Here is a 26,242-nt window from a genome sequence, read left to right as displayed (position 1 = left end):
CGCAATCGCCATGAAGGAATCTAGTCTTACCATCGTCATGCCCGTGCTGAACGAAGCTGCCGGCATTGATGCAGCCCTGCGGATGCTCGCGCCCCTCGTGGCGCGCGGTGCATGCGTGGTGGTGGCGGATGGCGGCAGTTCAGATGACACGGTGGTGCGCGCACGGGCCTGGGGTGTCCAGGTTATTGGCGCACCCTTGGGACGGGCATTGCAGATGAACGCCGGCGCGCAACAGAGCAGCGGCGAGGTCTTGCTGTTTCTGCACGCCGACACAGTATTGCCAGCGGACGCCGACACGTTGATCAGGCGGGGGCTGGCAGTAGATTCAAAAGTCTGGGGTCGGTTTGACGTGCGCATTTCTGGCCGGCCGCTGCTGTTGCGGCTGATCGCAGGGCTCATGAACCGGCGCTCACGGTGGACGGGTATTGCGACTGGAGACCAAGCCATGTTCATGACGCGCGCGGCCTTTGACGCTGCGGGCGGCTTTCCCAACCAGCCGCTGATGGAAGACATCGAGATGTCCAGGCGCTTGCTGAGGCTTTCGCGGCCGGCCTGCCTGCAGGCGCAGGTGGTGACCTCTGGCCGGCGCTGGGAGACCCGCGGCGTATGGCGCACCGTGCTGCTGATGTGGCGTCTGCGCTTTGCATATTGGCGCGGCGCTGCGCCCGAGCGGCTGGCAGCGCTGTACCGCTGACGACGACAATCTCGCGCATGAATCGACCCAAGCCCCGGCTCATCATCTTCGCCAAAGCCCCACAATCCGGCGCGGTCAAGACCCGGCTAATTTCCGCGCTGGGGGCTGACGGCGCAGCGACCCTGGCGCGCAGCCTGCTTATGCACACGCTGCAGCAGGCGATGGCGGCTGGAGCCGGTCCCGTGGAGTTGTGCATGAGTCCACCGCCCGACGACCGGGCATGGCACGGAGTAAACCTGCCCCCCGCGTTGGTCTGCACCGCGCAGGGCGAAGGCGACCTCGGAGAGCGTATGGCACGCGCCATCGACCGTGTCACCACACAGCATCAGCCGGCTCTGCTCATGGGAACTGACTGCCCGGCGTTAACGGCCGAACGACTCGCCGAGGCGGCTAGCCAGCTGGAGCGGCATGACGCCGTACTCTTGCCCGTGGCTGACGGTGGCTACGTGCTCATCGGCCTCAAGGCGCCCTGCCCTGAGGTCTTTACAAAAATGCCGTGGAGCACCTCCACTGTAGCCGCTGAAACACTGCGCCGCATGGCAGCGATTAAGCTGTGCGTGTGGAAGGGACCAACGCTGCACGACATCGACGAACCCAGTGATCTGGTGCATCTGCCTGCCGAACTTTCCCACCGTCCATTTTTCAAGAAGAATTAGTCTTGGGCGCCATAGATACCAGCGCGGAAAACTATTTGTTTAGTAGCTTCCAAGATTAAAAATAAGGCAAATCGACTTTGTGGCAAAGCCGCGACGAGCGGGTCGTCGACTGTTATGGCCGCCTTTGCAAAACTTCACTCCCCTCAAACCAGCGCAATCAGATCGGTCAAGCCGATGTCTCCGCCAGCTTGCGTGACCAGCGTGCCGACTTGACCGCGATGGTGCGTCTGGTGATTAAAAAAATGGGTCATCGCATGCCAGGCCGGGTGCGCCCGCTGGACCCCCTTGCTATTGCTGTAACGCATGATGAACTGCGGGTAGCCGTCGGGCATGTCCGCGACCCAGACCTCGATGGCAGTGTCGAGCTGCTCGCGCTTAGCGCGCAATGCCTGCCAGTCCTCGAAAAGGAGCGTGTCGAGACCACTCCCGTCCGGCAGATCCAGCACCGTCGCATTCAGGCTGTCCAGCGCGACGCCGTTGTCGAGACCGCACCGGGCAAAGCGCCGCGATCGCGCTTGCGCTCTTCGTCGGAGAGCGTTTCACAGGCGTCGCACAGGCGCTGGTTCACCCACCGGTTGTAGTGAGCCAAAAAGCGGAAGTTGTCAGAAAATTCCGTGCTCATTCTGACTCCTGAATTGATAACTGTTTGTACCCGTGGACTATGCGCGCCCACCGACAGTAATAGGCCGAGGGCGGCTGATCATAGACCGCGCGCCGCCGACTTCAAATCTTTCCGAAACCTCCGCTGCCCGGCGTATGAATCTCGAAAATGTTACCAGCCTGCACCTCGACCTGGCCGATCCAGTCCCGCCCCGATCAATCCAGAACGGCCGAAGATTTTTTTCAATCTTTCAACGCAGTTGGCGACAAACGCCGCACCGCGAAGCCAGCGCGGAGAGTCCGATCCCCCGCTGCGGTTAAAGTCATGGCTACATTGTCTTGCTAACAACCTCTCCATCGACATGCTGCCTGTGATTGCAATCTGTATCGGCGCCTCTGTGGGCGCACTGTCCCGCTGGGGATTGGCTTTGTGGCTAACGCCTGGAGGCGTGATCCCATGGGGAACGCTGGCAGCCAATTTGATCGGTGGCTACCTGATCGGCCTGTGTATTGCCGTATTCCAGTCCATACCGCAACTCGACCCGGTCTGGCGCTTGCTGCTGGTGACCGGCTTTCTGGGCGGCCTGACGACGTTTTCCACCTTTTCGGCGGAGGTCGTGATCTATCTGATGGACGAACGCTACGGGCTGGCCCTGGGCACCGCGCTGCTGCATGTAGTGGGCTCACTGTTGATGACGGTGGCGGGCGTTAAAACTGCCATGTTTCTTATCGCTGCAAGCGCCCGCTAATTTCGCTCTGGTGTTTTTTTGTGATCCTCCTGGGTGACCGCGTTTATCGATGCCTTGCGCCCGTGCCGCTCCTGGCCACGCACCACAGGCGAAATGGGCACAATGCAGCATGGCCTCAATGACTTCGTTCCATCCTGGACTGCCAGTCGCCAGTCGGGATCGCTTGGCGCACATCGGGCGCGCACGCCTCGCGATTCTTTACGGTGACCCCGCAGCGGGCGATTGCCTGGCTGTCGTTGAGGGCTGGATAGAGCGGTCGTGGCGGCGCTGCCTGGGTCATGGCCAAAGACCAGAGCAAGCACCTTCTTTTGCCGCCGTGGCTGCCGCCGAAGTGAGGCGCACCCTCGAAGCCAATCGCCAGTTGACCGAGGCCGCGCGGCCGGTGCTGCAAAAGCTGGGCCGCGCCATTGCCGACACCCGTTATTTCGCCATCCTCACCAACCAGAACGGCGTGGTGGTGGATGTGAACGGGCCCATAGACCGCCGCGATCGCCGGGCCGACGTGATCACCCGCATCGGTGCAGATTTGTCCGAGCGCCAAATTGGCACGACCGCGATCGGCGCCACCTTGAGTGAACTGCAACCCGTCTGGCTGCACCGCGGCGAGCACTTTTTTGACGCCACCTCCGTTTACAGCTGTGCTGGCGCACCGCTGTTCGGCCCGGACGGCAACTGCGTCGGCATGCTGGACCTCACGGGTATCGAGACAGTAGAGCGGCCCGAACTCAAACATCTAGTCACCCAATCGGCGCAAAGTATTGAAAACGTGCTGACACTCAGCCGCCCCCATGCCCTGCTCATCCGGCTCAACTGGCCGGGTCGGCCGCTGGGCGGGGAGGCGGACGGGTTGGTGTGCGTGGACGGGAATGGCTGCGTCACCGGGGCGAACCAGACGGCACGTCAGCTGGTGCCGCAACTGGGCCTGGCCACTTCTTCGGCCATGCACTGCCGCGACCTGTTCGCCATGCCGTTTGAAATGCTGTTTGATGCAGCACGTCAAGGCAGCCGCCATGAAAGCGCCATGGAGGTGCCGCTCTGGACCGGCCTGCGACTGAGCGCCCTGCCCCTGTTACAGGGACAAGACAGGCCACAGGCGTCGCTGCACATCAGCCGTCCCGCCGCAAATTCAAGACCCTTGAAAGACCTCGAAAGCGAGTTGATTCGCAAGGCAGTCAGCGATGCGCTAGGGAATGTTCAACAGGCCGCCAAAGCGCTCGGTGTGAGCCGCGCAACCGTTTACCGGCGCCTGAGCCCGGGCAAACGCAGGTAAGACGGCCAGCGCGCCAAGACCCTCTTCATTGAGCGCCCCTCGCGCGTCGCAAACTGTCGGTCTCAGGGCATCTGCATGCCACGATGCTGTCCGTCCATGCCGTCAGCCTTGCCTCCGCCAGCATTGGCACTGGGTGGCAGCGTGCTGACCGGCACGGTAAGTTCGACCTTGCTTTCAGTGCCTTTGGCATCCTTGAAGCGCAGTGTCAGGGGGACTGTGCTGTCTTTGGGCAGCGGCTGCTTCAAGTCCATCATCATGATGTGGTAGCTACCTGGCCTGAGCTGAACCACTTGACCAGCCGGCAAATCCAGCGAAGGTACTGCGCGCATTTTCATGATGTCGCCTTCCATCTTCATTTCGTGCACTTCCACAACGCCGGCTGCGGGCGACGATACGCTCACCAGCTTCGTGCCTTCTTTTGAAGTGATGTTCATGAAGGCGCCGGTGCCTTTCTGGCCCGCCACGGTGGAACGGACCCAGGCGTCTTTGACTTCGACGGTTTGGGCATACAGGACGCTACAGGTCAACGCGAGAATCGCGGTGATAATTTTCACTTTCATGAGGCTCTCCGATTGGTTTGGTTGTAAAAAATTCAGATCAACAGAAAAAGAGCTTCAGTGCGGTTGGGCACCAGCTCGGCAGTTTTTTGGGAGGATTCTCCCTTGAACCGAGCAGAACGGAAACAAGCCTGCAGACCGTCAGGTCTACCCGCGAAGCCTCGGCAAAGGCGGTTCAGTTCAAAGTGCCGGAGGTCCGCGGCTGAACGGGAGTCCGGGTACTGCGGCGTCTAAATCCGCCGGAAAATCAATACACGCTACCTGGTAGCCAGCAAAGCACGGGATGGACGAGATCAGTAGTGGCGGCGGCACCAAGCTCGGGGAACCGCACAGATCGCAGTGCGAGCCGGCCGGTGGTGCATCCCCCGAACCAGTGTCTGAACTACTGCCCCCTGTCAGGGTGACACTACATAGGCCACTCAACTTGCCGCTGCGCACATCTTGGGCCAGCATGGACGCTGGCGCCAGCAACGCGAACAACACGGCGGAAAAACTTAACCAGGCGGCAAGGCGAGCCCATGCCGGGAGCGGCGAACGAGAGTCTGGACGGTAGGACACCGATAAATTATACGGACCGCAGTCTGTGTCAAGGACAGACTCTTTTTATCCACCCAGGGTCACCGCGCGCTCCTTGAAAATTGCCTATTTCGCCGCGTTGGGGAAAAACAGCTGTTCGCCATTGATCTTGTAGCCGGCGATCACTGCTTGCCCGACCGGCGACGTCACCCAGTCGACAAACTTTTGCGATTCAACAACTTTGGTTTGCGGATATTTGGCGGGGTTGACCACCATCACGCCATATTGATTGAAAAGGCGGCTGTCACCCTCCACCAGCACGGCCAGGTCGGCGCGATTTTTGAAGGACAGCCAGGTACCGCGGTCTGCCAGGACGTAAGCGCCCAAGCTGGCGGCCATATTGAGCGCCGGTCCCATGCCACACCCGCAGGCTTTGTAGTTGGCAAAAGCTGGCACCGTCACCCCCGCCGTTTTCCAGTAGCGAAGCTCGGCGGCATGGGTGCCGCTTTTGTCACCGCGCGAAATAAATCCGGCATTCGTGGTATTGATTTTTTGCAGCGCCAGGGCGATGTCTTTGCCCTTGACCTGCGCCGGGTCCGCCGCCGGGCCAATCAGCACGAAGTCGTTGTACATCACCGCGAAACGCTTCAGAACAAATCCTTCAGCCACCACTTTCTCTTCGGCCACCTGGTCGTGCACAAACAGCACATCCGCGTCGCCGCGTCGACCCATGTCGATGGCTTGACCCGTGCCGACCGACACCACTTTCACGTCGATCCCCGAGGCTTTTTTAAACTCAGGCAACAGGACACCGAACAGCCCGGACTGCTCGGTGGAGGTGGTCGAGGCCATCACAATGCTGGGTGTTTGCGCTGTCGAAACAGTCGCTGCAAACACAAGCGATGCAAGCGCCACGACCCGGATAGAGCTAACAAGGCTCCCCTTCATGTTTAAACCGTTCATCCAAGTTCTCCCTTTAAAAAAATTTCAGCTGCTTCAGGCAACGGCCCGTTAAAGAAAGCTTCCGTCAACAAATCAGCCACCAGGCGCCCTTGCTCCAGATAGATGACACGGCTCGCCAGACGTTTGACCTGGCCGAGGTTGTGACTGCTAAAAATCAGTGTCATACCGGCGTCCGCGAATTCAGCCATCAGGCGCTCCACCTCGCGCTTGGCCGTGGGGTCCAGGCTGGACGTAGGTTCGTCGAGCAGCAAGACCTGCGGCTTGAGCGCCCAGGCCCGCGCCAGTGCGACACGCTGCTGCTGCCCGCCCGACAGCGCTTTGGCACCGCGGTGCGCCAGGTCTTCCAGGCCCACGCGCGCAAGCGCCTCCAATGCCTGCGCTTTGGCAGGCTTCCAGGCCACGCCTTTTAACCACAGTCCCAATGCCACATTATTGAGAACGCTGGCGCGCAACATGTAGGGACGCTGAAACAGCATCGCCTGGCGGGCATTCAAATCACACTGAAAGTTCCCCGCCACCGGCCGCACCAGACCATGCAGTGTGCGCAGCAGGGTGCTCTTGCCACTGCCGTTCGCGCCCACTAGCGCCAACCGTTCACCGGCTTTGACGCGCAGCGTGCAGGCGGTCAGCGCGTTGATGTGTCCGAAGCGCACGTTAATGGCCTGCAGATCAAAAAGTTGTGTCACGCGTGCAAGCCTCCGGCGACCGGGCGCTCTGCCAGCGTCGACATCGCGTCTGCCAGCGGATCTCCGGCCTGCTCGCGCCAACGCCGCACCAGCGCAATCAGAACATTCAGCACCAGCACAATGCCGAGCAGCAAAATACCCAGCGCCAGCGCCAGGGGCAAATCTCCCTTGCTGGTTTCCAGCGCAATGGACGTCGTCATGACGCGCGTGAAACCATCAATATTGCCGCCCACCACCATAACGGCGCCGACCTCGGAAATTGCGCGGCCGAACGCGGCAATCAGCACCGTCAGCAACGCATAGCGCTCGTCCCATAAAAGGATCAGGCTGCGCATGAAGCGGCGTGCGCCGAGCGACTGAAACTGTTCGCCATGGCTTCGGTCGGCATCTTCAATGGTCTGCCTTACCAGCGCCATGACGACCGGTAGCACCAGCACCGACTGCGCCAGCACCATCGCCTTGAAGGAAAACAGCCACCCCAAAAAACCCAACGGTCCGGTGCGCGACAGCAGTAGGTACACCACCAGTCCGACCACCACGGACGGCAAAGCCAGTGCGGTGTTCAGCAACGCCAAGACCACGCCACGCCCCTGGAAGCGCGCCACCCCAAGCCAACTGCCCAGCAGCAAACCAGTACTGCAGGCGATGACACAGGCGGTCGCGCTCACAGACAGCGATCGGAGGACGATGCTCGCCAACATGGGATCGAACGAGGTGATGAGCGAAAAAGCCGTGACGGCGCTGTCTGAAAAGGTGTTCATGCGAGAGGTTTTGCGGAACTTTATCTTAGGACACAAGGCCCTGAGTACGCATCGGTAATCACCGTTATGAAGTCGTTTGCATAGGAAAATCAAACTTCCCGGGGCTTGAAGCCGGTCTGTTCGCACTGGGGGTCGCGCTCATAATCACGTCATCGCCTCCACCCTCCATGCATAAAGTCGAACTCTCTTACCTCTTGACGCCACAGCGCGGCAAAGACGCCCTGATACGCAATCCCTTGATGGACCTGCTCCAGGCAGTGCGCGACCAGGGCTCCATCTCCAAGGCGTCCAAAGCGCTGGACCTTTCTTATCGGAACGTCTGGGGTGCGCTCAAGGACTGGGAACGAACCTTGTCGCGGCCGCTGATTGTCTGGGACAAGGGCCAGCGCGCCCGACTGACCGAATTTGGCGACAAATTGCTGTGGGCCGAGCGTCAGGCGCAGGCCCGACTCGCGCCGCAGATTGAGGCCCTGCGGGGGGACATTGAACGCGCATTTTCAACCGCGTTTGACGAGAATATCCACGTACTCACGCTGTACGCGAGCCACGATGCGGCGCTGTCTGCCCTGCGCGAGCAAGCCAGCGCACATGGCCTTCACCTCGACATCCGGTTCATGGGCAGTGTCGATGCGATTGCGGCGTTGAACGCGGGACGCTGCAAGATGGCGGGCTTTCACACGCTGGAACAACCCGGCAGCAACTCGGTGGCCGCACAGACCTACCGAAGCCTTCTGAAGCCGGGTCTTCATAAATTGATCGGTTTCGCGCATCGCCAGCAGGGCCTCATCGTGGCTAAAAACAACCCCCTCGGCATTGCCAGCCTCACCGATTTGAAGCGACCGGGTCTTCGCTACGTTAACCGCGCCGAAGGAGCCGGCACGCGTGTGTTGCTAGACCAGCTACTGGCCGAAGCCAACCTGCTGGCGTCGGATATTCAGGGTTACGCCAGCCAGGAGCCCTCCCACACGGCGGTGGCCCAAGCCATTGCCAGCAACTCGGCGGATGCCGGGTTAGGCATAGAAGCTGCCGCGGTTGAGAAAGGATTGGGCTTTGTGCCTCTGATACAGGAGCGCTACCACTTGGTGTGCCTGAAGTCCGAATTGCCGGCGCCGCAGGTGCAGGCGCTTCTCAACGAACTGCGGAGCCGTGACTGGCAAATCACGCTGAAAAAACTGCCGGGATATAACGGCGATCACGCCCAAAGCGGGCAGGTGCTGTCGTTGCGTGCGGCGTTGCCGTGGTGGAGTTACCGCAACAAAAAAGCTGATTAAAAACCGCGGTAGCCTCCAAAGAGGCTTTATTAGTTCGGCGCTCCTGCTACGGCGAACAAGATCTGAATCCACAGAAAATATCGTCACGCTCAGGCAGGTAGAAGTTGCGATATTTCGGGTGCTTAAGGCGCGCGCGGGTGGCAAATGAGGCACCGCGCAACACCTTGTGCGACCCGAACCAGGGCTGCGAATAAGCCAGGTAGGGATCGGCTGCAAAACCCGGGTAAGGACGGAACGTCGTACCCATCCACTCCCAGACATCGCCCCAGCGAAAGCCCCGCCGCGCCGCCGTGTGCGCAGCGACTTCCCACTCTACTTCGGCTGGCAAACGGCGCCCGGCCCAGCGGCACCAGGCGTCGGCCTCCCACCAAGTCATGTGCATCGCCGGCTGACCGCCTTGCATGCGCACCGGCTGACCAAACCGGGTTTGCAGGACGGCGCCGCTGCCCAGGCTTATCTGCTCGACATAACGCGGACCTCTGCGGCCCTCCCCTCTGGCGGCAATTTGCAGCCACTCCCAGCCTCCAGGATGCCAGAGTTCTTGGCGGTCGTAACCGCCATCGCCGACAAACTCCACGTACTGCGCCCAAGTCACCGGCTGGGCATCGATTTCAAACTCGGGCACGCGGAGGGCATGCACCGCCTTTTCGTTGTCGAACACAAAACCGGCCCCTGTGCTTGCCGCGCTACCCATCTGCCATACGGTGGCAGGAATCAGCAGCGGCTCGCGCACGGCCACTGGCGGCGGGGTGAACGCGGCTCGCAAAGGCTTGTCCAGCGGCAAGCCCAAGGTTTGGGCGGTGTAGGCAAAGGCCTCGCCGTGCATGTCTTCGTGAAACAGGCACAGGCGGTAAAAGTAAAGCGCGTCATCACTTTCGTCCTGATTCCCGATCTTTCCCAGCAGGTCCAGCGTGCTTTCCAAAGTGTCAAGCAAATACGCCCGGGAACTGCCCACGTCCGGCAAGGCCAGCGACCAGCGCGTGTCATGCGCCACCTGGCCAGAGTCCCACCAACGATCTGCGTTCGGTTCCAGGGAGGCCAGTCGCGCATGGTCGGGCTCACAGCGCGTGCCCAGTGCCCGCTGCAGGTTGCGGCTTATCCACCATTCCTGAAACCACCCTACGTGGCCCAGTTCCCAAACCGGAGGGTTTACCGTGGCGAGTTGGGGCACTTCAAAATTAACCCCTTCCAGCGCATTCTGGAACTGGCTGAACAGGTGCAGCGTATGATTGCGCGCGTCTATCAGCGCGAGCGACAAAAGCTCTCTTCCCCCTTTACGCATGAGGGTCGAATCAATCAGGTCCGGGCTCGCTGTCGAAGGCGAACCGGGCAAAGCGGGTGATGCATTAGGTATGGAATCTGAAGCCAAAACTATAGTCCTGATAAGCCCGTCAATGGCCGAATCCAACAACGGCAACTGGCACACTGCGCACCGCTGGGCACGATTTCTATCGAGTCATTGTGACATTACGCTGGCGCAGCAGTGGCCGGGAAAGCCGGAATCCTCCGACGACTTCACGCGCCACACGCCGCAAGCGATGATTGCCTTGCACGCCCGCCGTTCGGCCGCCTCCATCCAGGCCTGGGCACAAGCGACCCCCGAAAAACCGCTGATCGTGGTGCTCACCGGAACCGATCTTTACGGTGACATCCGCAGCAACGCCGATGCGCAGCAGTCACTGGCACTGGCGTCTCATATTGTGGTGTTGCAGGACGCCGGACTTCAGGAGCTGCCGGAGGAGTGGCGCGCCAAGACGCGAGTGATTTATCAGTCAGCCCCCCCATTGACGCCAGCCCGCAAATCCAGCCGCCGTTTCGGTGTGCTGATGGTCGGCCATCTGCGCGAAGAAAAAGATCCGTTGACTTATATGCGGACGGCGTCCCACGACTTTCCGGCGGGCATTCACTTTGACCAAATAGGATTGGCGCTGGAGCCGCGTTTCGCAGAGGCCGCCCGCACCACGGGACTGCGCGCGCCCCGCTACCGCTGGCTGGAGGGTCTGCCGCGCGCTGCGACGCGCCAGCACATCAAACGGGCGCACGTACTGGTGAATTGCTCGAACATGGAGGGCGGCGCGCAAGTCATTCTGGAGGCAGTGCAGTCGGGAACGCCGGTGTTGGCCTCACGCATCAGCGGCAATATCGGCATGTTGGGGGAGGACTATGCCGGGTACTTTTCGCCGGGTGATGATGCGCAGCTTGCAGCTCTCATCAGACGCTGTGCGGCAGAGACTGGCTTTTTGAACCTGCTGCAAAGGCAATGCAGAGCGCGTGCCTATCTGTTTGAGCCGCAAGAAGAAAAACGCCTTGTCATAAACTTGCTTGCATCTGCATTAAATGAAGACAGTCCGGCGCAGCGCGCTGCGCGTATTTAAAAACACCTCTAAACACTTTCTGATGATTACGCCTGACACTCCAATAACGCGCGCCACACCCCGATTAACCAGCCTGTCGCACGGAGGCGGCTGCGGTTGCAAGATCGCCCCGGGCGTTCTGAGCGAGATTCTTAAAAACTCCAGCAACCTGCCGATTCCGCCGCAGCTGCTGGTGGGCATCGAGACTGCCGACGACGCTGCGGTATACCAACTCAACGACGAACAGGCACTGATCGCCACCACCGACTTCTTCATGCCTATCGTTGACGACCCGTATGACTTTGGCCGCATCGCCGCCACCAACGCCATCAGCGACGTCTATGCCATGGGGGGCACGCCCATCATGGCGCTGGGGCTGGTCGGCATGCCCATCAATGTGCTGCCGCTGGAGACAATCGGCGCAATTTTGCGCGGTGGCCAGGACGTTTGCCGCGACGCCGGTATTCCAATTGCGGGCGGTCACACGATTGATTCCGTAGAACCGATTTATGGACTCGTCGTGCTGGGGTTGGTTCACCCGTCCCGCGTGAAGAAAAATTCAGGCGCCCAAGTGGGTGATGTGCTGGTACTGGGTAAGCCGCTGGGCATCGGCATACTTTCCGCGGCGCTTAAAAAAGATGCGCTGAGCGCTGAAGGTTATACCCGCATGATTGCTCTGACCACGCAGCTTAACAAGCCCGGCATTGCACTGGCCCAACTCGATGGCGTACACGCACTGACCGACATCACCGGCTTTGGCTTGGCGGGCCACACCTTGGAGCTGGCGCGCGGCGCGGGCCTCCAGGTCCGAATCGACTGGACCCGCACACCGCTGGTCGTTGGCGCAAGCGCGCTCGCGGAGCAAGGCTACATCACCGGAGCTTCTGGACGGAATTGGGCCAGCTATGGCTCTGAGATCAGCTTGCCCGCCACATTTTCGGAAGTAGACAAGGCTTTGCTCAGCGATCCGCAAACTTCGGGCGGCTTGCTGGTTTCCTGCAGCGCCAACAGCGCCGCTGAAGTGCTGGCGATTTTCCGGGCGCAAGGTTTTGGCGATGCAGCGGTAATCGGCGAAGTCATCCCTGGACACGGCGTCAGCGTTTACTGAGACGTTGACGCGTCGACACGTTCGCCAGGTACTCTTGCATGCTGCGCCCTGGCGGGCCAAAGCAGTTTAAGCCACCGACTTGAGTGCCGGCTTGGCAGGCCTGTCGGATTGCTGGAGCGCACCAAAACGACCGCTGATTGACGCCTCGATGCCAGCAGCGTCCAGACCTTGCAAAGCCAGCAACTTGGCCGGGTCGCCATGCTCGATAAATTCGTCCTTCAGGCCCAACTGAAGCAGCGGTTTGACGACGCCTGCGGCCTGAAGCGCTTCGCCTACAGCACTGCCAGCTCCGCCCATGATGGCGCCTTCTTCCACGGTGACCAACGCTTCGTGGCTGGCGGCCACTTTCAGCAACAGCTCAATGTCAAGCGGCTTCGCCCAACGCATATTAACCACGGTCGCCCCGAGCTTTTCCGCAGCTAGCAGCGCGGGATACAGCAAGGTACCAAAGGCCAGGATGGCGATGCCGGTCCCCTCCCGGCGAATCTCACCCTTGCCAAACGGCAGCGACTGCAACCCGGCCTCGGTTGCGACGCCAGCACCCGGTCCGCGCGGATACCGCACGGCCACCGGATGATTCTGCTCAAAGGCTGAGGTCAAGAGCTTGCGGCATTCGTTCTCATCGGCCGGGCAGGCGATGCTCATGTTGGGAATACAGCGCAGAAAGGGGATGTCGTACGCGCCTGCATGGGTGGCACCATCGGCGCCCACCAGGCCCGCCCGGTCAAGCGCAAACACAACCGGCAGGTTCTGCAACGCCACGTCGTGAATCAACTGGTCGTAGCCGCGCTGTAAAAAGGTCGAATAGATCGCGACCACCGGTTTCAGCCCCTCGCAGGCCATGCCAGCGGCAAAGGTCACCGCGTGCTGCTCGGCAATGCCCACGTCGTGGTAGCGGCTGGGAAAGCGCTGGTGAAACTCGACCATGCCCGAGCCTTCACGCATCGCCGGGGTGATGCCGACCAAGCGGCTATCTTGCTCCGCCATATCGCAGAGCCAGTGGCCGAAGACTTGAGTGAATGTCTGCTTGGCCGGCGCACTGGATTTCTGCAGGCCCATGGCCGGATCAAACTTACCGGGGCCGTGGTAGGCGATGGGGTCGGCTTCGGCCAACTTGTAGCCCTGGCCCTTTTTGGTAACGACGTGCAGGAACTGCGGTCCCTTGAGGTGCTTGATATTTTCCAGCGTGGGGATCAGGGACTCCAGATCATGACCGTCGATGGGACCGATGTAGTTAAAACCAAAGTTTTCAAACAACGTCGCGGGTACCACCATGCCCTTGGCGTGTGCCTCGAGTCGTTTGGCCAGTTCCAGCAGCGGTGGCGCTACCCTGAGAACCTGCTTGCCGACATTTTTGGCTGACGCGTAAAAACGCCCGCTCATCAATTGGGCCAAATAGCGATTCAAGGCGCCCACCGGAGGGCTGATGCTCATGTCGTTGTCGTTGAGCACGACCAATAACTTGCAGTCGTCATGAACGCCCGCATTGTTCAGGGCCTCAAACGCCATGCCGGCACTCATTGACCCGTCACCAATGACGGCTATTGCGTGACGGTCTTCCCCCTTTTGCTGGGAAGCCAGCGCCATGCCGAGCGCCGCAGAAATTGAGGTTGACGAATGCGCGGTGCCGAAGGTGTCGTACGGGCTTTCGTCCCTGCGGGGAAAGCCCGAGAGGCCGCCGAACTGGCGCAGGCTGCCCATGCGCTCGCGTCGCCCGGTCAGAATTTTGTGCGGGTAAGTCTGGTGACCCACGTCCCAAACCAGGCGGTCATCGGGGGTATTGAAAACATAGTGCAGCGCCACTGTCAGTTCTACCGTGCCAAGGTTGGAGCTTAAATGACCGCCCGTTTTGGAAACACTGTCGATCACATAGGCACGCAACTCGTCGGCCAAGGTCTTCAGCTGGGCACGGGGCAGCCGTCGCAAATCGGCAGGGCTGTTGATGGTTTCAAGCAATTGGTACATCTTGGTGAATTTTCAGGGCAAGAGCGCTTGCCTAGTGGTGGCGATTGACCAGCATATCGGCCAGCGCCTGCAATGCATGGGTATTCTGAAGCCCGCTGGCTTCCAGACTGGCCAAGGCTTGGGCCAGCAATTGCTGGGCGTAATTTTTTGAGGCCTGAAGTCCCATCAGCGAAACGAAAGTGGGCTTGTCTTGCGCCGCGTCCTTGCCCGCTGTCTTGCCGAGCGTGGCCGAGTCAGCCGTCACATCCAGAATATCGTCCACCACCTGAAATGCCAGGCCCACGGTGGCACCATAGTCGCGCAGCGCGGTTTGTGCGGCCAGCGGGATGGCGCCACAGGCCGCCCCCATCATCACGCTGGCCTGCAGAAGCGCGCCGGTTTTAAGTCGATGCATAGCGTGCAGTTGCTCGGAGCTCAAAGGCTTGCCGACACTCGCAAGATCGATCGCCTGTCCCCCCGCCATACCTTGAAAGCCTGCCGCCTGGGCCAGCATGCGGCAAAGACGGGCCTGCGTTGCGACCTCTACCGAGCCGTCATCGGGCGTGAGAAATTCAAACGCCAATGCCTGCAAGGCATCACCGGCCAGTAGCGCCTGCGCCTGGCCAAACTTGACGTGCACCGTGGGCTTGCCGCGACGCAACACGTCGTTGTCCATGCACGGCATGTCGTCATGCACCAGCGAGTACGCATGAATCAGCTCCACCGCGCAGGCCGCGCGCAGAGCCGCGTGTGCATTGCCATTCGAAGCTTCACAGGCCGCCATCACCAACAGCGGACGCAGGCGTTTGCCGCCATCCAGCACGGCATAGCGCATGGCATCGCCCAAGCCAGCAGGCGCAGGGGTGTCGATCGGGCTGACCACCCAGCAGGACAAGGCCTGCTCGACGTTGGCAAGCTGCTCCGCACTCCAGGCGCTCAGCGTGAATAAAGGCAGTTTTTCAGGGGCGTTCAATCGGGAATCTCTTAGGCTTAGGCGCTTGTGTGTTGATGACTCTGCCAGTTACTCTTGCACCCAAGGCTTCAACTCCGTGCCTTCCAGCACTTTAATCTGGGTTTCTACCGCTTCCAGCTTGTCCCTGCAAAACTTCAGCAGCTGCGCACCGCGCTGATAGCCGATGAGCAGCTGGTCCAACGGCAACTGCCCTGACTCGAGACCGGCGACCAACCCCTCAAGCTCTTGCAGTGCAGCCTCGTAACTGACGGGCAATGGGGAAGGCGAGGCTGCACGCGCTCCGGAAGCGGACAAATTGGACGATGTGGAGGACGCGGAGCTTTTAGCCATGATATTTTACGGAAGGCCTGATTTTAGGCCGTTGCAGGGAAATTCGGGCTCTGGCACCAGAGCGACACCCCATTATCAGGTGGCACCGCGCAAAGGCCTGCCAACCGTCCCCCGCAGGTAGAATTAATAATTATTTTCAACAACAGCGCTCAGCAGCAGTTTAAGACTTGCCCCCTGCCAAACATTGCGGCGTTGTTTCCCTTTGTATGCTGTTGCCCGGCCTCTCAAGTCATCTGGCTTTTCCACCGGCCTTCGCAGCCTGTCTGCGACGGCCGGTTCACTGAAATTACTCGCATGTCCGATCTAAATCTTCGCCTGTTGCAAGCCACCAGCCAGCTCCCCATCTCCAGCTACTTTGATGCGGGGCTGTATGAGCGCGAGCAGCAAAGGCTATTTGCGCGCTGGCCGCGTTACCTTGGGCATGAATTGGCGGTACCTAATCTAGGTGACTTTTATACCATTCCCCAAGAGGGCGATGGCCGAGCACTGGTTCGGAATGCTTCAGGTATTGAGCTGATTTCCAATGTCTGCCGCCACCGTCAGTCCACGATGCTGCAAGGCCGCGGCAACACGGGCAGCAACATCGTCTGCCCGCTTCACCGCTGGACCTACAACACCTCCGGCGAGCTGATCGGCGCGCCGCACTTCGAGGTCGATCCCTGCCTGAACCTGAACCGTTACAAAACCACCACCTGGAACGGCTTGGTGTTTGAGGACAACGGTCGCGACGTTGCAGCGGAGATGGCGTCTTTGGGCCCCAAGGCCGATCTTGATTTCTCGGGTTACCAGCTCGACAGGGTGGAGCTGCACGAGTGCAACTACAACTGGAAAACGTTTATTGAGGTGTACCTGGAGGACTACCATGTCGGCCCTTTCCACCCCGGACTCGGAGCGTTTGTGACCACTGACGACTTGCGCTGGGAACTGAGTCCGCACCACTCGGTGCAGACCGTGGGGGTATCCGACAAGCTCGGCAAGCCCGGCACTGCAACCTATAAAAAATGGCACGACGTGGTGCTTCAGTACCGCAAGGGCATGCCCCCCAAGCACGGCGCCATCTGGCTTACCTACTACCCGCATGTGATGGTCGAGTGGTACCCGCATGCGCTGGTAGTTAGTACGCTGCATCCGCAAGGCCCGGACAAAACGCTCAACGTGGTGGAGTTTTTCTATCCCGAAGAAATCTACGCCTTCGAGCGCGAGTACATGGACGCGCAACAAGCCGCTTACATGGAGACCTGTATTGAAGACGATGAACTCGCGCTTCGCATGGATGCGGGCCGCAAAGCGCTGCTACTGCGCGGGGACAACGAGTTCGGCCCCTACCAGAGCCCCATGGAAGACGGTATGCAGCACTTTCACGAGTGGTACCGCCGTGAAATGGGCGCCAGCAAAACCACACAAACGATTTAGGGGCCTGACCCTCACTTTGTTACCCGACACATTTTTCATCTACTTAATCGCTAGCCGCGCCATGTCCTATTTGGCTTAGGCCAATTCATCTCCAGAAAGACTTTTTACGCGATGCAAGCCTTCTGGATGATTCTTTCCTCGTTCTTGTTTGCCAGCATGGGGGTGTGCGTCAAATTCGCATCCGAGCACTTCAACCCTGCTGAGTTGGTGTTTTACCGCGGCGTCCTGGGCATTCTTTTTATGACGGCCTATGCCCACGCACGCCGCACCTCTTTGCGCACCACGGTGTTGGCTATGCATGCCTGGCGCAGCGTCATCGGCGTGATGTCGCTGTCAGCCTGGTTTTACGCAATTGCCCACCTGCCGCTAGCCACAGCCATGACGCTCAACTACATGAGCAGTGTCTGGATTGCCACGTTTCTGGTGGGTGGCGCGCTCATGCTCGGGAAGTCCGGCAAAAAAGGGCCCAGTCAGGGACCGCTGGTGCTGGCGATTCTGGCCAGCTTTACGGGTGTGGTCATGCTGCTCCGCCCTGCGATGGACCAAAACCAGTCCTTTGCTGGCCTGATTGGGTTGATGTCAGGCCTGGGCGCCGCGTTTGCTTACATGCAGGTCATGGCGATTTCACGCCTGGGTGAACCCGAAACGCGAACCGTTTTTTATTTTGCCGTGGGCACTGCCATCGCTGGCGCTTTGGGCGTGCTGGTGATGGGCATTTCGCCCTGGAACTGGCGGCATGCGCTGTGGCTACCACCGCTGGGCATTCTGGCCTCCCTTGGCCAGTTGGCCATGACCAAGGCCTATTCCATGTCCGAAAATCATGGCGGAACCCTGATGGTGGCCAATTTGCAGTATGCGGGTATTGTCTTTGCCGCGCTGTACAGCTTGATTCTGTTTGGCGACAATATTCCCCTGATGGGCTGGGCTGGCATGGCGCTCATCATCGTCAGCGCTATTGCCGCCACAGCGTTGCGGGCGCGCGCCGCGCCCGACGCACCCGCTGAAGAGCATTAATCACTCCAGGAGCATGAGATGACTTACACAACCCTGATTTCTGCCGAGCAGCTTCAGTCTTTGATGACGAGCGGTGAACCGCTGCGCGTGTTTGACTGCAGCTTTGATCTGATGCAAGTGCACGCCGGTGAGCAGCAATACTTGGCCTCGCACATTCCCGGCGCCGTATACGCCCACCTGGACACTGCGCTAACTGCCAAACACGGTGTTAATCCAGCCAAGGTCGGTGCCCAAAGCGTCATCATGGCCGCTGGTGCCGATGCCCCCGCCTCGGGTGGCCGCCACCCGTTACCGAACCGCGAAAAATTCGCCACATGGCTCTCGAGCGTAGGCTTTTCCAACGAGATGCAAGCAGTGGTGTATGACCGCAACGGGGCCAACTTCTGCGGCCGCCTGTGGTGGATGCTCAAATGGGCGGGCCACACCAATGTAGCCATGCTCGATGGCGGACTGCAGGCCTGGCAAGCCGCTGGCGGTATCGTCAACAGCGGTGAGGAGTCGTCACATTTTCAAGCCAGTTTCATGCTGGCCCCTACTCTGGCGGTGTTGGTCGATAGCCAAACGGTGCTGTCCCGGCTTGGAAACCCCGCCCAAACTCTCCTTGATGCGCGCGCGGCACCCCGCTTCAGAGGCGAAATCGAACCACTGGACCCGTTTGCCGGCCACATTCCAGGTGCACTCAACCGGCCTTTCGGTCAGAACCTAGGCCCCGATGGCAAGTTCAAGCCTGCAAAGCAGCTCAAGACAGAATTTGAAGCCTTGCTGGGTAAGCGCGACCCAAGCTCAGTGGTGCACTACTGTGGTAGCGGTGTGAGCGCACTTCCTAATCTGATCGCCATGGCGGTCGCGGGCTTAGGTATCACTGGCCTTTATGCAGGCAGCTGGAGTGACTGGTGCAGCGATCCGCAACGGCCGATCGAGCAGGGGTAATTTCGCGAGTGGACCCTGGCGCCGAAACGCCTCAGTCCCTTTTAAACCCGCTCCGTCCCAGACAAATTAGCCGCCCGGGGCGCTCGCACCCTTTGCGGGCGCTTGCGTACCCGAATCGGTACCCGTGGCAGGGCTGCTCATCGGCGCAGAATATTTGCTGGTGTCATCCACTTTTTTGCCACAAGCGCCGAGCGCCAACGCAGAAGCCAGAACGGTGGCTACGGCGATGCCTTTGGCCGCAGCGGATTTAATTTGAGTTGCGTGCATGTCAGTTTCCTTTAAAACGTAAATCGACTGGATGTCAGCCAAACTTGACTCTAACCAACCCCCGCGTTTTCCCCATGAGACACCCACTCAAGCCGTTGTAAGGGTTTTTCGATTGGGCACGCTTAGGCGGGCCTGACACCCACCGGAAGGTGACTTGCGTCAACGGTGCTCGCGGCGCCATCGTGCAGGAAGACGCCCTGCTCAATGCCTTGAACCACAGCACCCTGCGCGCTGCAGGCGTGGACGTGTTTGCGACCGAGCCGCTACCGCTGGATTCGCCCTTGCGCATCCACCCCAAAGTAAGCGCATTGCCGCACATCGGCTCAGCCACGCTGGAGACGCGGCATCATATGGCGGTAATGGCCACGACTAATTTGCTGAAAGCCCTTGCCGGTGAGCGGCCGCTAGCGGTATTTGATGCGGCGGCAGCTTAGCGATAACGACGGCTTGGCAAAGAGGGATGACCGGGCGCTAAGCAGTTGATGCCAAATGAATGCAATGCTGTGCGCACGTCAGGCGACGCCATGGGTTTTGAACCACTCCAACGCACGCTTCCAGCCATCTTCTGCCGCCGGCTTGCGATAGCTGGGACGGTAGTCTGCGTGAAAAGCGTGGCCAGCTTCGGGGTAGACCACAAATTGAGAAGCTTTTGCAGCGGCGTTGCCATTCTTGCCCGCTTCAGCCAAAGCATCTTTCATCTGGTTAATGGTGGTCAGAGGAATGCCGCCGTCCTGCCCACCGTAAAGGCCCAGCACAGGCGCCTTGATGTCGGCGGCCAAGTCCATCGGTTGTTGGGGCGTCAGCTCAGAAGATTTTCCTGCCAGGGAACCGTACCAGGCCACTCCCGCCTTGACGGTTTTCCGCTGCTCGGCATACAACCAGACAATGCGACCGCCCCAGCAAAAGCCGTTAATGCCGACTTTTTGAGTATTACCGCCGTGGGCGCCCGCCCATTTCACCGCCCCATCCAGGTCGGCCATGACTTGCTCGTCAGGCACTCTGGAGACCACATCAGAGATAAGTTTGGAAATCTCGCCGTATTTGCTGGGGTCGCCTTGGCGGGCGTAGAGCTCGGGCGCAATGGCGAGGTAGCCCGCTTTAGCAAAGCGGCGAACGGTATCCGCTATGTATTCATGCACGCCAAATATTTCCTGGACAACCAGAATTACCGGCAAATTCGTCTTGCCGGCGGGGGCGGCGAAATAGGCCGGCACCTGGAAGCCGTTGACTTCAAACATGGTCTCACCCGCCTGAAGGCCTTCTGCCGAGGTTTTGATGGCGGTCTGCGCCATGATGGGCATGGCAGCCGCTGCGTAGCCTGCACCCAGCGCAGCCTTCAAAGCCGTGCGCCGGCTAACGCCACCATCGGTGCTTTGACCGGGCAGCAGCGCGTTGAACTCATTCATCTGATCGGCAGGAAGCATAAAACTCTCCAAGGGTTGAACATGAAAGACTTTGGAGTTTAGGCGGCCAGAGAAATATTGCTAGCTTCTCCCCTTTGGAAAACCCTGGCGCGGTGGGGTGATCAGGGATGGAGATTCTCTAATTACGAACTCCCGCGCCAGTCCTACGCCTGTAGCAGACACCACGCCATAAATCTCACTCATTTTCCCGTGCTGCTGAACGCCGCGAAGCGGACACGCTGGAGGCTGGCTCTAATTGTCAAAAGTCATAGAGTTGACATTAAATATGATTAAAATCACACAAATCCAGTGCTTTAAAGGTAAATCGTGCTTACTAAATCGATTCCATTAACCTTTGCGGTCGTCGCTTGTGCCGCCCTGATGGCGGCCGGGAGTGTGATGGCTCAGGGCCAAGAACCTATTCGTCCGATTCAAGCCGCCAAAGTTACGGCGCCGGCAAAGGTCGAGTTGGGGAAAAAACTCTTTTTTGACCCACGCCTGTCCAAGTCAGGCTCCATTTCTTGCAACTCATGCCATAACCTGAGCATGGGCGGCTCTGACAACCTGAAGACCTCCATCGGTGACAAATGGCAAAAAGGTCCGATCAACTCTCCCACGGTGCTGAATTCCAGCGGCAATATTGCCCAGTTTTGGGACGGCCGCGCGAAGGACCTGAAAGAGCAGGCCGGCGGCCCGATTGCGAACCCGGGTGAAATGGCGTTCACGCACGAACTTGCCGTGGACATGCTGCGCTCTATTCCCCAATACGTGAGCGAATTTAAAAAAGTGTTTGGCAACGACAAACTGACGATTGATGAAGTAACTGCCGCCATCGCAGCGTTTGAAGAAACCCTGGTCACGCCGAATTCACGCTTCGACAAATGGCTGAAAGGGGACCACAAAGCCTTGAAGAGCCAGGAGCTGGCGGGTTACAAGCTATTCAAGGCGAGCGGTTGCGTGGGCTGCCACAACGGGCCCAACCTCGGCGGTAACTCCTACCAAAAAATGGGCGTTGTAGAAGCGTTCAAGACCACCAATACCGCGGAAGGTCGTTCGGCGATCACGGGTAAGGATGCGGACCGCTTCAACTTCAAGGTGCCTACTTTGCGCAATGTGGAGTTGACCTACCCGTACTTTCATGACGGCTCGGCCAACACCTTGGGCGAAGCAGTGGACACCATGGGTCGCCTGCAATTGGGCCGCAAATTCACAGATACAGAAAATACTGAGATCGTGGCTTTTTTGAAGACCTTGACCGGCGATCAACCCAAACTGACTTTGCCCGCCTTGCCGCCTTCAAGCGACAAAACCAAACGGCCTCATCCGTTCGAATAAGCCGCGCCGTCCGTTGGACCGCTGACCTTGCCACCCTGAGTGGCTGCAGTTTTTAGGGAACGAAGACAAGAAGGGACACTCGCGCATCAGTGTCCTTGACCGCAACGCTTCAGTGCGCCTTTTCCCAATTAGGTCCAAAGCCGATCTCAGCCAAAAGCGGCACCTTCAGGTCGGCCACCCCGGCCATGAGTCGCGGAATTTCGGTTCTGACCCATTCGACTTCAGCCTCGGGCACTTCAAATACCAGTTCGTCGTGCACCTGCATGATCATTTTGGTGCCACGATGTTCGCTATCAAGCACTTGCTGCACCTTGTTCATGCTGAGCTTGATCAAATCGGCGGCCGTGCCCTGCATAGGCGCGTTGATGGCAGCGCGTTCGGCAGCGCCACGACGAGGACCGTTCGGCGAATTAATCTCGGGCAAATACAGGCGGCGGCCAAACACGGTTTCGACGTAGCCTTGGCTCTTGGCCAGTTGCCGGGTGGCATCCATGTAGCGTTTGACACCGGGGTAGCGTTGAAAATACTTGTCGATGTAAGCCGCTGCGGCCTTGGTGTCAATGCCCAGATTGCGCGCCAGGCCGAAGCTGCTCATGCCGTAAATCAAACCGAAGTTAATGACCTTGGCGTAACGGCGCTGCTCACTGGAAACTTGATCGGTGGCGACGCCAAACACCTCTGCAGCGGTCGCGCGATGCACATCCATGCGATCGTGAAACGCCAGCGATAAAGTGGTATCTCCGCTGATGTGGGCCATGATGCGCAACTCGATTTGGGAATAGTCGGCACTGGCGATCACACAGCCCGGCGGGGCCACAAAGGCCTCACGCACCCGCCGGCCCTCGGCAGTTTTCACCGGAATGTTCTGCAGGTTCGGGTCGTTGCTGGACAATCGGCCCGTAATGGCGACCGCCTGCGCGTAGTGAGTGTGCACCCGACCCGTTTTGGGGTTAGCGAGCTGGGCCAACTTGTCGGTGTAGGTGCCTTTAAGTTTTGAGAGGCCCCGATGCTCGAGGATTTTGGCGGGCAGCGGGTAATCTTCTGCCAGTTTTTCAAGTACCTCCTCATCGGTGCTTGGCGCGCCGCTCGGGGTTTTTTTGACAATCGGCAGGCCAAGTTTGGCGAAAAATATTTCACCAATCTGCTTGGGCGAACCGAGATTGAATAGCTGGCCCGCCAGTTCGTGCGCGTCAGCCTCCAACTGCAAAATGCGCACGCCGAGCTCGCCGCTTTGTTTGGCCAACGTGGGTGCGTCAATCAGCACGCCATTGCGCTCGATGCGGTACAGGGTCTCGCTGCTTTTAATTTCCAGCTCATAAATAAAACGCAGTTTCTCGCTGGCCTCAATTTGGGGCCACAACACGCGGTGCACGTCCAGCGTCTGGTCGGAGTCTTCGCACGAATACTCGGCAGCCTTCGCAATATCAACCTGGTTGAACTTGATTTGGTTGACACCTTTGCCGCAAAGGTCTTCATAGTTGATTCCGCTGCGCCCTAGGTGTCGCTCGGCCAAGCTCGCCAAGCCGTGTGGTTTGTGCGCTTCCAGCACATAACTCTCCAGCATGGTGTCGTGGACATAGCCCTGCACTTCGATGCCGAAGTTGGCAAACACGTGCCGGTCGTACTTGACGTGCTGGCCCAACTTGGGCTTGCTACGATTTTCAAGCCAGGGTTTAAGCCTTGCGAGCACCTCATCACGCGGCAATTGAACCGGGGCATCAGGGTAGTCGTGCGTCAGCGGGATATAAGCGGCTTCCCCGGGCGTGACACTGAAGCTCAACCCCACAATCTGGGCGCGCATTTCGTCCAAAGAAGTGGTTTCTGTGTCAACAGCGACCAGTTCGGCAGCTTCAATTTTCGCCAACCACTTGTCAAAATCCTGCCACGTAACAATAGTGTCGTACTGGAGGTTGGTGGCGCGATCCGCTAGCGGCGTCTGTAGAAAAACAGGTCCGTCAAACAGGCCGGGTTCGTTCGAAGACACCAAAGCGGTCGTAGAAGTCGTTGAGCGCGCCGCTGCATGGCGCCCGTCGGGTCCGCCAATCATTTCAGGGGAGGTACTTTCGCTGTCGATTTGACGAACCAGCCCCTTAAATCCATATTTGTCGTAAAAAACTTTCAGTGCATCCGTCTGCTGGCCACCTATAGCTATTGATTCCATAGCAGGCAGGCCATCGATGTAATCCATCAGATCGCAATCTTTCTTGATGGTTAACAAGGCACGTCCTTTGGGCAGCCAGTCCAGCGACTGGCGCAGGTTGTCGCCGACCACGCCTTTGATCTCGCTGGCACGTGCCACCAACGCATCCAGCGAGCCGTACTCCAGCAACCACTTCACGGCGGTTTTGGGTCCCACCTTTGGAACGCCGGGAACGTTGTCCACAGCGTCGCCAACCAGGGTCTGATAGTCCACCATCAAACGCGGCGGCACGCCAAATTCGGCCTCTACGCCGGCCAAGTCGCGGCGGCGGTCGTTCATGGTGTCAATGACAGTGATGTGCTCATCGACCAGCTGGCTCAAGTCCTTGTCGCCGCTGGAAATAATGACAGCGATCCCCTGCCGCGACGCCATGCAGGCGAGCGTCCCAATCACATCGTCGGCCTCTACGCCAGGCACGGCCAGCACTTTCCAACCCAAAAGGCGCACCACTTCGTGAATCGGCTCGACCTGGCTGCGCAAGTCATCCGGCATCGCCGAGCGCTGGGCCTTGTACTCGGGGTACAGCGCATCGCGAAATGTCGGGCCCTTCGCGTCGAACACACAGACGGCGTAATCGGCGCGTACATCCTTTCGCAGCTTTTGCATCATGTTGATCATGCCGCGGATGGCTCCCGTGGCCGGGCTGTCAGGGTCGCCCGGACTGACGCGCAAGTCAGGCATGGCATGAAAAGCCCGGTAGAGGTAGCTGGAGCCGTCTACCAGCAGAAGTGTTTTGTTGTCAGAACTCATAAGGCCAGATTGTCGGGGATATCGGCCAACTGCTCCAGACCCGCCAGGAGGCCGCTGTGACCCTCTTTGGCAACACCTTGAAAGCGCTCAAAAGACGGCGCCCGCCTTGCCAAACCCTTTGTCAGCGAGGCTTGGCCAGCCTACAATAGAAACATGAAAAACGCTCTTCTCCCCCTCTTTTTCGCTGCTTTTGCCATTTTGCCCATGGCCGCCGCAGTGGCGCAAACACAGGTGCCGGCGGAAAACGCCGAGACACCTAAGGGGGCCAAAGCGCCAACCAATGCGACGCGTCCGGATCGCGCCATTCAGCACATCCGAACCGAGGATGCTGGCTCCCGCATTGACGAGTTGCGGGTAGGCGGCGAGACCGAGAAAATCACGGTCCAACCCAAAACCGACGTTCCCGCTTACGAAGTGAAGCCCGCAGAAGGTGCCCGAGGCAATGCACCGGCTGCAGCGAGCGGTGACACGAACGGCTCGCGGGTCTGGAACGTTCTGAAGTTTTAAATTTTTAGTCGTTAGTCACAGGGTTCCATCTCAGGCATGGCCGTATTTACCGAAGTCTCGTTTGACGAGGCTGCTGATTTCTTGCGCCCCTTGAATTTAGGGGAACTGCAATGCATCCAGGGCGCTGCAGGCGGGATCGAAAACACCAACTACTTCATAGACACGACCGACGGTTCGTACGTGCTGACACTGTTTGAGCGCCTGTCCGCTGAGCAGTTGCCGTTTTATCTGCACCTCATGAAGCATTTAGCCATGCGGGGTATTCCAGTGCCGGACCCGGTCGCGGATGCCAAAGGTGCCATCCTGCACCAGCTCAAAACCAAGCCTGCCGCCGTGGTCAACAAACTGCGCGGCCACAGTGAACTAGCCCCCAAACCCGCGCATTGTTCTGGCGTTGGTGAGATGCTGGCTCGCATGCATCTGGCTGGGCAGGACTACCCCCGGCAGCAGCCCAACCTGCGCGGTTTGAACTGGTGGAATGACACCGTGCCCGTGGTACTACCGCTCATGACTCAAGACCAGCGCAGCCTGATTCTCGGGGAGCTGGCCTACCAGAACCATATCGCGGCATCCTCTGCCTACCGCAGTCTGCCACGAGGCGTTGTTCATGCGGATTTGTTTCGCGATAACGTGATGTTCGAACACGGCAAACTCACCGGTTTTTTTGATTTTTACTTTGCCGGCTGCGATACTCTTTTGTTTGACATCGGTGTCTGTCTGAATGACTGGTGCATCGATGTGGCTACTGGTGTTCAAGACGCGGCGCGTGCCGACGCTTTCATGGCCGCCTACCAGAGCGTGCGCCCTTTGACGGCGCAAGAACGCACCTTGCTGCCGGCGTTGCAACGCGCAGGAGCACTCCGCTTCTGGATTTCGCGGCTGTGGGATTTTCAATTGCCGCGCGAGGCGGCGGTGCTGAAAGCGCACGATCCGGGCCATTTTGAACGTGTGTTGCGCGAGTTGCTGCTTCACCCTTACCGCCTATAACTTA

27 protein-coding genes and 1 pseudogene are annotated in these 26,242 nt (G+C 59.2%); 14 read left to right on the top strand and 14 right to left on the bottom strand.

The features are described from left to right. The first annotated feature begins 10 nt into the window (after nucleotides 1-10). Together HHJ16_RS11710 and HHJ16_RS11705 are read left to right on the top strand one after the other, a co-directional pair. Nucleotides 11-694: a TIGR04283 family arsenosugar biosynthesis glycosyltransferase gene (locus HHJ16_RS11710; protein WP_296900723.1), complete on the top strand. Its 684-nt coding sequence runs from the start codon at nucleotides 11-13 to the stop codon at nucleotides 692-694. Nucleotides 695-711: 17 nt separating this feature from the next. Then, on the top strand, nucleotides 712-1,350 hold the full coding sequence (locus HHJ16_RS11705) for a TIGR04282 family arsenosugar biosynthesis glycosyltransferase (RefSeq protein ID WP_296900721.1): 639 nt from the start codon (nucleotides 712-714) through the stop codon (nucleotides 1,348-1,350). Between the two features lie 143 nt (nucleotides 1,351-1,493). On the opposite strand, the gene HHJ16_RS11700 is transcribed toward HHJ16_RS11705, so the two are convergent. Continuing rightward, nucleotides 1,494-1,796 (bottom strand): DinB family protein, encoded by a 303-nt coding sequence (locus tag HHJ16_RS11700; RefSeq protein ID WP_296900719.1) that lies wholly within the window; start codon nucleotides 1,794-1,796, stop codon nucleotides 1,494-1,496. A gap of 8 nt (nucleotides 1,797-1,804) precedes the next feature. Next, a complete protein-coding gene (locus HHJ16_RS11695) occupies nucleotides 1,805-1,972 on the bottom strand; it encodes a hypothetical protein (RefSeq protein WP_296900717.1) in 168 nt (55 codons plus the stop codon). A gap of 340 nt (nucleotides 1,973-2,312) precedes the next feature. Between HHJ16_RS11695 and crcB the strand changes: the two genes are divergently transcribed. Together crcB and HHJ16_RS11685 are read left to right on the top strand one after the other, a co-directional pair. Then, complete coding sequence (crcB, locus tag HHJ16_RS11690) at nucleotides 2,313-2,699, top strand: fluoride efflux transporter CrcB (RefSeq protein ID WP_296900715.1); 387 nt, start codon at nucleotides 2,313-2,315, stop codon at nucleotides 2,697-2,699. A gap of 118 nt (nucleotides 2,700-2,817) precedes the next feature. Continuing rightward, nucleotides 2,818-3,969 carry a helix-turn-helix domain-containing protein gene (locus HHJ16_RS11685; RefSeq protein WP_366557488.1) on the top strand — a complete coding sequence of 384 codons (1,152 nt, stop codon included), beginning with the start codon at nucleotides 2,818-2,820 and terminating at the stop codon, nucleotides 3,967-3,969. A 62-nt stretch (nucleotides 3,970-4,031) separates the two neighbouring features. On the opposite strand, the gene HHJ16_RS11680 is transcribed toward HHJ16_RS11685, so the two are convergent. From HHJ16_RS11680 to HHJ16_RS11660, 5 genes are all read right to left on the bottom strand, one after another. Next, a complete protein-coding gene (locus HHJ16_RS11680) occupies nucleotides 4,032-4,529 on the bottom strand; it encodes a copper chaperone PCu(A)C (RefSeq protein WP_296900711.1) in 498 nt (165 codons plus the stop codon). A gap of 177 nt (nucleotides 4,530-4,706) precedes the next feature. Then, on the bottom strand, nucleotides 4,707-5,084 hold the full coding sequence (locus tag HHJ16_RS11675) for a DUF2946 family protein (RefSeq protein WP_296900709.1): 378 nt from the start codon (nucleotides 5,082-5,084) through the stop codon (nucleotides 4,707-4,709). An 84-nt stretch (nucleotides 5,085-5,168) separates the two neighbouring features. Then, nucleotides 5,169-6,005 carry an extracellular solute-binding protein gene (locus HHJ16_RS11670; protein WP_296900707.1) on the bottom strand — a complete coding sequence of 279 codons (837 nt, stop codon included), beginning with the start codon at nucleotides 6,003-6,005 and terminating at the stop codon, nucleotides 5,169-5,171. After that, a complete protein-coding gene (locus tag HHJ16_RS11665) occupies nucleotides 6,002-6,691 on the bottom strand; it encodes a phosphate ABC transporter ATP-binding protein (RefSeq protein ID WP_296900705.1) in 690 nt (229 codons plus the stop codon). Before HHJ16_RS11665 ends, HHJ16_RS11670 begins: the two co-directional genes overlap by 4 nt. Then, nucleotides 6,688-7,452 carry an ABC transporter permease gene (locus tag HHJ16_RS11660; RefSeq protein ID WP_296900703.1) on the bottom strand — a complete coding sequence of 255 codons (765 nt, stop codon included), beginning with the start codon at nucleotides 7,450-7,452 and terminating at the stop codon, nucleotides 6,688-6,690. The genes HHJ16_RS11665 and HHJ16_RS11660 overlap by 4 nt, the downstream gene beginning before the upstream one ends. Nucleotides 7,453-7,619: 167 nt before the next feature. On the opposite strand from HHJ16_RS11660, the gene HHJ16_RS11655 reads away from it, so the two are divergent. Further along, nucleotides 7,620-8,723 carry a substrate-binding domain-containing protein gene (locus HHJ16_RS11655; RefSeq protein WP_296900702.1) on the top strand — a complete coding sequence of 368 codons (1,104 nt, stop codon included), beginning with the start codon at nucleotides 7,620-7,622 and terminating at the stop codon, nucleotides 8,721-8,723. Nucleotides 8,724-8,769: 46 nt separating this feature from the next. Here HHJ16_RS11655 and senA read toward each other — a convergent pair whose 3' ends face one another. After that, nucleotides 8,770-10,005, bottom strand: coding sequence for a selenoneine synthase SenA (senA, locus tag HHJ16_RS11650; protein WP_296900700.1), 1,236 nt, complete (start codon nucleotides 10,003-10,005; stop codon nucleotides 8,770-8,772). Nucleotides 10,006-10,075: 70 nt separating this feature from the next. On the opposite strand from senA, the gene senB reads away from it, so the two are divergent. Together senB and selD are read left to right on the top strand one after the other, a co-directional pair. After that, complete coding sequence (gene senB, locus HHJ16_RS11645) at nucleotides 10,076-11,098, top strand: selenoneine biosynthesis selenosugar synthase SenB (protein ID WP_296900801.1); 1,023 nt, start codon at nucleotides 10,076-10,078, stop codon at nucleotides 11,096-11,098. A gap of 22 nt (nucleotides 11,099-11,120) precedes the next feature. Further along, a complete protein-coding gene (gene selD, locus HHJ16_RS11640; RefSeq protein WP_296900698.1) occupies nucleotides 11,121-12,185 on the top strand; it encodes a selenide, water dikinase SelD in 1,065 nt (354 codons plus the stop codon). Nucleotides 12,186-12,251: 66 nt separating this feature from the next. On the opposite strand, the gene dxs is transcribed toward selD, so the two are convergent. The 3 genes from dxs to xseB are packed head-to-tail and all read right to left on the bottom strand — an operon-like array spanning nucleotide 12,252 to nucleotide 15,432. Then, nucleotides 12,252-14,150, bottom strand: coding sequence for a 1-deoxy-D-xylulose-5-phosphate synthase (gene dxs / locus HHJ16_RS11635; protein ID WP_296900696.1), 1,899 nt, complete (start codon nucleotides 14,148-14,150; stop codon nucleotides 12,252-12,254). Between the two features lie 31 nt (nucleotides 14,151-14,181). After that, nucleotides 14,182-15,102, bottom strand: a complete 921-nt coding sequence (locus HHJ16_RS11630) for a polyprenyl synthetase family protein (protein WP_296900695.1) — start codon at nucleotides 15,100-15,102, stop codon at nucleotides 14,182-14,184. A 48-nt stretch (nucleotides 15,103-15,150) separates the two neighbouring features. Then, the gene (xseB, locus tag HHJ16_RS11625) at nucleotides 15,151-15,432 is read right to left on the bottom strand and encodes an exodeoxyribonuclease VII small subunit (protein WP_296900693.1); all 282 of its coding nucleotides are present in this window, start codon (nucleotides 15,430-15,432) and stop codon (nucleotides 15,151-15,153) included. 294 nt (nucleotides 15,433-15,726) lie between these two features. On the opposite strand from xseB, the gene HHJ16_RS11620 reads away from it, so the two are divergent. The 3 genes from HHJ16_RS11620 to HHJ16_RS11610 all read left to right on the top strand — a co-directional run bounded on the left by HHJ16_RS11620 (nucleotide 15,727) and on the right by HHJ16_RS11610 (nucleotide 18,789). Continuing rightward, complete coding sequence (locus HHJ16_RS11620; RefSeq protein WP_296900691.1) at nucleotides 15,727-16,845, top strand: aromatic ring-hydroxylating dioxygenase subunit alpha; 1,119 nt, start codon at nucleotides 15,727-15,729, stop codon at nucleotides 16,843-16,845. A gap of 111 nt (nucleotides 16,846-16,956) precedes the next feature. Further along, on the top strand, nucleotides 16,957-17,859 hold the full coding sequence (locus tag HHJ16_RS11615; RefSeq protein ID WP_296900689.1) for a DMT family transporter: 903 nt from the start codon (nucleotides 16,957-16,959) through the stop codon (nucleotides 17,857-17,859). 18 nt (nucleotides 17,860-17,877) lie between these two features. Beyond that, nucleotides 17,878-18,789, top strand: coding sequence for a sulfurtransferase (locus HHJ16_RS11610; protein WP_296900688.1), 912 nt, complete (start codon nucleotides 17,878-17,880; stop codon nucleotides 18,787-18,789). Between the two features lie 66 nt (nucleotides 18,790-18,855). Here the strand turns inward: HHJ16_RS11610 and HHJ16_RS11605 are convergent, their stop codons facing one another. Beyond that, complete coding sequence (locus tag HHJ16_RS11605; protein ID WP_296900686.1) at nucleotides 18,856-19,056, bottom strand: hypothetical protein; 201 nt, start codon at nucleotides 19,054-19,056, stop codon at nucleotides 18,856-18,858. Between the two features lie 158 nt (nucleotides 19,057-19,214). Between HHJ16_RS11605 and HHJ16_RS11600 the strand changes: the two are divergent. Continuing rightward, nucleotides 19,215-19,490: pseudogene (locus HHJ16_RS11600) on the top strand (NAD(P)-dependent oxidoreductase); the annotation flags it as partial. 78 nt (nucleotides 19,491-19,568) lie between these two features. Here the strand turns inward: HHJ16_RS11600 and HHJ16_RS11595 are convergent. Next, nucleotides 19,569-20,480: a dienelactone hydrolase family protein gene (locus HHJ16_RS11595; protein ID WP_296900684.1), complete on the bottom strand. Its 912-nt coding sequence runs from the start codon at nucleotides 20,478-20,480 to the stop codon at nucleotides 19,569-19,571. A 360-nt stretch (nucleotides 20,481-20,840) separates the two neighbouring features. Here HHJ16_RS11595 and HHJ16_RS11590 point away from each other — a divergent pair, with 360 nt between their 5' ends. Next, nucleotides 20,841-21,794: a cytochrome-c peroxidase gene (locus HHJ16_RS11590; protein WP_296900799.1), complete on the top strand. Its 954-nt coding sequence runs from the start codon at nucleotides 20,841-20,843 to the stop codon at nucleotides 21,792-21,794. Nucleotides 21,795-21,903: 109 nt separating this feature from the next. Here HHJ16_RS11590 and polA read toward each other — a convergent pair whose 3' ends face one another. Then, a complete protein-coding gene (gene polA / locus HHJ16_RS11585; RefSeq protein WP_296900682.1) occupies nucleotides 21,904-24,744 on the bottom strand; it encodes a DNA polymerase I in 2,841 nt (946 codons plus the stop codon). Nucleotides 24,745-24,897: 153 nt separating this feature from the next. Between polA and HHJ16_RS11580 the strand changes: the two genes are divergently transcribed. Together HHJ16_RS11580 and HHJ16_RS11575 are read left to right on the top strand one after the other, a co-directional pair. Further along, a complete protein-coding gene (locus HHJ16_RS11580) occupies nucleotides 24,898-25,251 on the top strand; it encodes a hypothetical protein (protein ID WP_296900680.1) in 354 nt (117 codons plus the stop codon). 36 nt (nucleotides 25,252-25,287) lie between these two features. Then, nucleotides 25,288-26,238 (top strand): homoserine kinase, encoded by a 951-nt coding sequence (locus HHJ16_RS11575; RefSeq protein WP_296900678.1) that lies wholly within the window; start codon nucleotides 25,288-25,290, stop codon nucleotides 26,236-26,238. Nucleotides 26,239-26,242 lie beyond the last annotated feature (4 nt).

It is taken from the genome of Polaromonas sp. (genome assembly GCF_012927485.1).
In the GTDB taxonomy this organism is placed as follows: Bacteria; Pseudomonadota; Gammaproteobacteria; order Burkholderiales; family Burkholderiaceae_C; genus Polaromonas.
Note: the sequence above shows the minus strand (reverse complement) of the source record. Positions and strands in the feature narration are given on the sequence as shown.